The sequence below is a fragment of the Segeticoccus sp. genome (genome assembly GCF_035708005.1).
This window is the reverse complement of sequence record NZ_DASSTI010000009.1, coordinates 1-4,438: the sequence shown is the minus strand read 5'-3', so window position 1 is coordinate 4,438 and position 4,438 is coordinate 1. Positions and strand designations below refer to the sequence as shown.

The window sequence follows — 4,438 nt, the reverse complement described above, 5'->3', positions numbered from 1 at the left end:
CACTTCCGCGAGGACTACCCGAAGCGCGACGACGTGAACTTCATGCAGCACACGATGGCCTACCGCGAGCAGGACGGCGACGCCACGTCGTACCGCATCCGGCTGGACTACAAGCCGGTCGTGGAGACGCGCTACAAGCCGATGGAGCGGAAGTACTGATGGACGTCACCGTCAAGATCCTGCGCTACAACCCGGAGGTCTCCGAGGAGTCCCGCTGGGAGACCTACCAGGTCACCGCCGAGCCCACCGACCGGGTGCTGGACGCGCTGCACAAGGTCAAGTGGGACCTCGACGGGTCGCTGACGTTCCGGCGCTCGTGCGCCCACGGCGTCTGCGGCTCCGACGCGATGCGGATCAACGGCAAGAACCGGCTGGCCTGCAAGACGCTGCTCAAGGACGTCAACCCCGCCGAGCCGATCACCGTTGAGCCGATCAAGGGGCTGCCGGTGCTCAAGGACCTCGTGGTCGACATGGAGCCCTTCTTCGACGCCTACCGCTCGGTGATGCCGTTCCTGGTCACCTCGGGCAACGAGCCGACCCGGGAGCGGCTGCAGTCCCAGGAGGAGCGGGAGCGGTTCGACGACACCACCAAGTGCATCCTGTGCGCGGCCTGCACCACGTCGTGCCCGGTGTACTGGACCGACGGTCAGTACTTCGGCCCGCAGGCCATCGTCGGCGCCCACCGGTTCATCTTCGACAGCCGGGACGAGGCCACCGACCAGCGGCTGGAGATCCTCAACGACCGCGAGGGCGTGTGGCGCTGCCGAACCACCTTCAACTGCACCGAGGCCTGCCCCCGGGGCATCGAGGTCACCAAGGCGATCCAGGAAGTGAAGCGGGCGCTGATCTTCCGCCGCTAGCGGGCGGCCCTCCAGGCCTTGAGGCCGAGCCGGCCGAGGACCCCGGCGATCAGGGTGTTCACCACGATCAGCGTGATGTGCGCCACCCAGTAGCCGGTGGGTCGTTCCTCGCCGGCCGCGTGGGCGCGGTAGAGGTTTTTCGCGAAGTTGCCGTAGCTGAACAGGTTCCAGGCGGCGATGGCGAGCAGGAGGACGGCGTGCTTGCGTTGGAACTTCACGAGCCCATCCTGCCCGGTGGCCGGACGCGGCCGATGACCGGGTCAGGACACGGCGCACTCGCTGAGGAACCCGAACAGCGCACGGCGGAACTCCTCGGGCCGCTCCACGTGCGGTGAGTGGCCGGCGCCCTGGACCACGACCTCCTCGCAGTCGCCGCCCGCGTCGCGGTAGCGATCCAGCACCCGGCGGGTCTGCGCGACCATCGGCTGTGGGGGCATCTCCTGCTCGCCCGGCCAGCCCTCGAGCTGTCCCATCCGGCCGAGCACGGCGAGGTCCAGCATCGAGGCGTCGGAGACGATCCGGTCCTCGGCTCCGCGGACCCACAGCACGGGCGGCTTGGGCCGTGCGTCGACGATGCCGCTGAGGTCGCAGTGCACCGGGGCCATCGCGTTCAGCACCCCACGACCGCCGGGGGCAACCCCCGGCCAGTGCGCGGAGACGACGCTGTCCCCGGGGTAGGAGCCCTCGCCCACCGCCGTGGACACCATCGAGGCGACGTAGGCGTCCTCCCGGTCACCGGCGGTCGTCCCGGAGAAGTAGACCGCGTTCATCACCCCCCGCGGGGAGGCGGGGTCGTCGCCCAGGTCGCCCTCGGCGATCCGTGTCACGAACTCCGGGTTCACCGTGCCGGCACCCGAGCCGGCGCCGTCGGGCCAGACCAGCCGGCCGTCCTCCCCCGTCGTACCTCCGAAGCCGTACGGCGAGACCGGGTTGACCAGCGTGAGGCCGGCGACCCGGTCCGCGTGATCGATGACGTACTGCATCGCCACGCCGCCGCCCATGCTCCAGCCCACCAGGTGCACCCGGTGCAGGCTCAGCGCCTCGACGAGCGCGTGCACGTCGTCGGCGAAGTCCCGCAGCCCCCTGGTCGCGTCCACCGGCAGCGGCTCGGTGTCCCCGAAGCCACGCAGGTCGGGAGCCAACCCCCGGAAACCGTCCGGCAGCGCAAGCAGGGTGTCCTCCCAGAACACCGACGAGGACACGTTGCCGTGCAGCAGCAGCACCGGCTCGCCGCCACGGCCGTCGTGGCGAACACAGGTGCGCAGCCGCCGGGTGGCGACCAGGTCGCACTTGACGCGGGCCAGGGTCACCGGGTCACCTCCGTGAGCAGCTTGGCGACCGCCGCCGCCCCGGTCGTGCCGAGCAGCAGCGTGTAGTGGTTCACGTCCTCGAGGTGCCGGACCTCGAGGTTCGGGTAGCGGCGGGCGTACTCCGCGGTCAGGTCCGGCGGGTAGAGCCCGCCCGGCTCGGCGAGCAGCCCGAACCCGGCGCGCAGGAAGATCGTGCCCTGCGGCGCCCGGCGCACCCGGGCGTCGATGCCGTCCGGGTCCAGCTGGTCGCGGGTGTCGTCCTCGAGGGCGGCCAGCGCGACGCTGGAGCGCAGCTCGGGCGGCTCGCCGACCAGGTCGTAGCTCAGGTAGTCCTCCACGGCCGGGCTCCAGTCCTCGTGCAGCGCCGGGTGCGGCCGCCAGAAGTCCAGGTAGTCGGCCTCGGAGGCGAACGTCATGGTCAGCCGCTGGGCGGCCGGCCCGAGCGTCGCGTTCAGCGCCTCCTCGGGCGTGGTGCCGGCCGGTGGTGGGGGCAGCGGGAGGCCGCCGTCGAGCAGCACCAGCGCGGCGGTCCGGTCCGGGTGGTTGTCGGCGAACGCGGCGGCCACGAACCCGCCCATGGAGTGCCCGGCGACCACCGCGGCGTCGAGGTCCAGGTGGTCCAGGACGGCGAGCAGGTCCTCGGCGTGCCGGACCATCCCGGCCTCGCCCTCCAACGCGGCGCTTCTTCCGCGGCCTCGCAGGTCCGGGGCCACCACGGTGACCTCGGCCCGCTCGGCCACCAGTGCCCAGGTGCGGTGGTTCGCGGTGACGCCGTGCGCGGCGACCACTACCGGCGCCGCCGGATCCGCCGCCGTCCACCGACCCACCCGCAGGTCGCCGCCCGTGACGGGCACGTCGAAGCTGTCGTAGGAGCTCACCGGGCGGTCCATCCGCCGTCGATCGGCAACGAGGCGCCGTTGACGAACGAGCCCGCCGGGGAGCACAGGTACGCGGCCAGCTCCGCGACCTCCTCCGGCTCGACGAGCCGCTTGATCGACGGCTCGGTGAGCATCACCTTCTCCACCACCTCCGCCTCGGGGATGCCGTGGATGCGCGCCTGGTCGGCGATCTGCTTCTCCACCAGCGGGGTGCGCACGTAGCCGGGGTTGATGCAGTTCGAGGTGACGCCGCGGCCGCCGCCCTCCAGCGCGATGACCTTCGACAGGCCCTCGAGGCCGTGCTTGGCCGCGACGTAGGCGGACTTGTACGGCGAGGCGACCAGCCCGTGTGCCGAGGAGATGTTCACCACCCGGCCGAAACCGCGGGAGTACATGTGCGGCAGCGCAGCCCGCACCAGCAGGAACGGGGACTCCAGCATCAGCCGGAGGATGAACCCGAAACGCTCGGGCGGGAATTCCTCGACGGGCGCGACGTGCTGCACGCCCGCGTTGTTGACCAGCACGTCCACCTCGAGGCGCTGCCCGGCCAGCGCCGCGGTGTCGGCGAGGTCGACCACCCAGGCTTCGCCGCCGATCTCGTCGGCGACCGCCTTCGCGGCGTCCGCGTCCACGTCGGTGACCACCACCGTGGCGCCCGCCGCGGCCAGCCGCACCGCGCAGGCCCGGCCGATGCCGCTGGCCCCACCTGTGACCAGCGCGGTCCGGCCGGTGAGGTCGGCGGTGCCCGGGCTGCTGCCCGTCTCCGTTGCGTCCGCCATCGCGTCGTCTCCTCTCACTGGTTGCTGTCCTCGTCGCCGTGGTCGGCCCCGAGCCCCCGCCGCACGAAGCGCATCATCTCCTCGAAGACGCCCTGCGGAATCTGCCGCTTGTCGTCCCAGAGCACGTAGCGCATGCCGATCAGCTCGCCGGTGCCCATCAGCGCCCAGGCCACCACCACTGGGTCGAGGTCAGCGACCTCGCCGGCCTCCTTGGCGCGGGTCAGCCCCTCGACGTACCCCTCCACGATGCGCTGGTAGTGCAGCCGCAGCGTGTGCGGCGACACGAACTCCGCCTGGCGGATGATCCGGTAGAGCGCCGGGTGCTCCCCGGTGAACCGGAAGAACGCCTCGAAGCCGCGCCGCTCGGCGTCGGAGCGGCTGGTGCCCTGCGAGGACGCCTCGGCCATCGCCTGCCGCACCCGGTGGTTGAGGTCGAGCACCACCTCGTCGAAGATTTCCTGCTTGCTGGCGAAGTAGATGTAGAACGTGCCCTGCGCGACGCCGGCGGCCTCGGTGATCTTCACGATGGACGCGTCGTGGTAGCCGCGCTCGGCGAACACCTGCTCGGCCGCCTCCAGCAGCCGGCGCCGCGTGTTGCTGCCGCGGTCGGT

Annotated in this window: 7 protein-coding genes; 2 read left to right on the top strand and 5 right to left on the bottom strand. The window is 71.7% G+C overall.

Going from position 1 to position 4,438, the window contains the following annotated elements; translation table 11 throughout:
- Positions 1-42 precede the first annotated feature (42 nt).
- Positions 43-159, top strand: coding sequence for a hypothetical protein (locus VFL99_RS00740; RefSeq protein WP_414713694.1), 117 nt, complete (start codon positions 43-45; stop codon positions 157-159).
- Positions 159-860 (top strand): succinate dehydrogenase iron-sulfur subunit, encoded by a 702-nt coding sequence (locus tag VFL99_RS00735; protein WP_325104402.1) that lies wholly within the window; start codon positions 159-161, stop codon positions 858-860. Before VFL99_RS00740 ends, VFL99_RS00735 begins: the two co-directional genes overlap by 1 nt.
- Here the strand turns inward: VFL99_RS00735 and VFL99_RS00730 are convergent.
- From VFL99_RS00730 to VFL99_RS00710, 5 genes are all read right to left on the bottom strand, one after another.
- Positions 857-1,078 carry an SCO4848 family membrane protein gene (locus tag VFL99_RS00730; protein ID WP_325104401.1) on the bottom strand — a complete coding sequence of 74 codons (222 nt, stop codon included), beginning with the start codon at positions 1,076-1,078 and terminating at the stop codon, positions 857-859. The genes VFL99_RS00735 and VFL99_RS00730 overlap by 4 nt on opposite strands.
- Positions 1,079-1,120: 42 nt before the next feature.
- On the bottom strand, positions 1,121-2,170 hold the full coding sequence (locus VFL99_RS00725; RefSeq protein ID WP_325104400.1) for an alpha/beta fold hydrolase: 1,050 nt from the start codon (positions 2,168-2,170) through the stop codon (positions 1,121-1,123).
- Positions 2,167-3,048: an alpha/beta hydrolase gene (locus tag VFL99_RS00720; protein WP_325104399.1), complete on the bottom strand. Its 882-nt coding sequence runs from the start codon at positions 3,046-3,048 to the stop codon at positions 2,167-2,169. The genes VFL99_RS00725 and VFL99_RS00720 overlap by 4 nt, the downstream gene beginning before the upstream one ends.
- The gene (locus VFL99_RS00715) at positions 3,045-3,827 is read right to left on the bottom strand and encodes a 3-hydroxybutyrate dehydrogenase (protein ID WP_325104398.1); all 783 of its coding nucleotides are present in this window, start codon (positions 3,825-3,827) and stop codon (positions 3,045-3,047) included. The genes VFL99_RS00720 and VFL99_RS00715 overlap by 4 nt, the downstream gene beginning before the upstream one ends.
- A 14-nt stretch (positions 3,828-3,841) precedes the next feature.
- Positions 3,842-4,438, bottom strand: a 597-nt coding sequence (locus VFL99_RS00710; RefSeq protein ID WP_325104397.1) for a TetR/AcrR family transcriptional regulator, incomplete at its 5' end; no start/stop codon positions are given.

Coding starts and splice junctions, on each gene's coding strand:
- VFL99_RS00740 (WP_414713694.1), top strand. CDS start 43: ATGCAGCACACGATGGCCTACCGCGAGCAGGACGGCGACGCCACGTCG.
- VFL99_RS00735 (WP_325104402.1), top strand. CDS start 159: ATGGACGTCACCGTCAAGATCCTGCGCTACAACCCGGAGGTCTCCGAG.
- VFL99_RS00715 (WP_325104398.1), bottom strand. CDS start 3,827: ATGGCGGACGCAACGGAGACGGGCAGCAGCCCGGGCACCGCCGACCTC.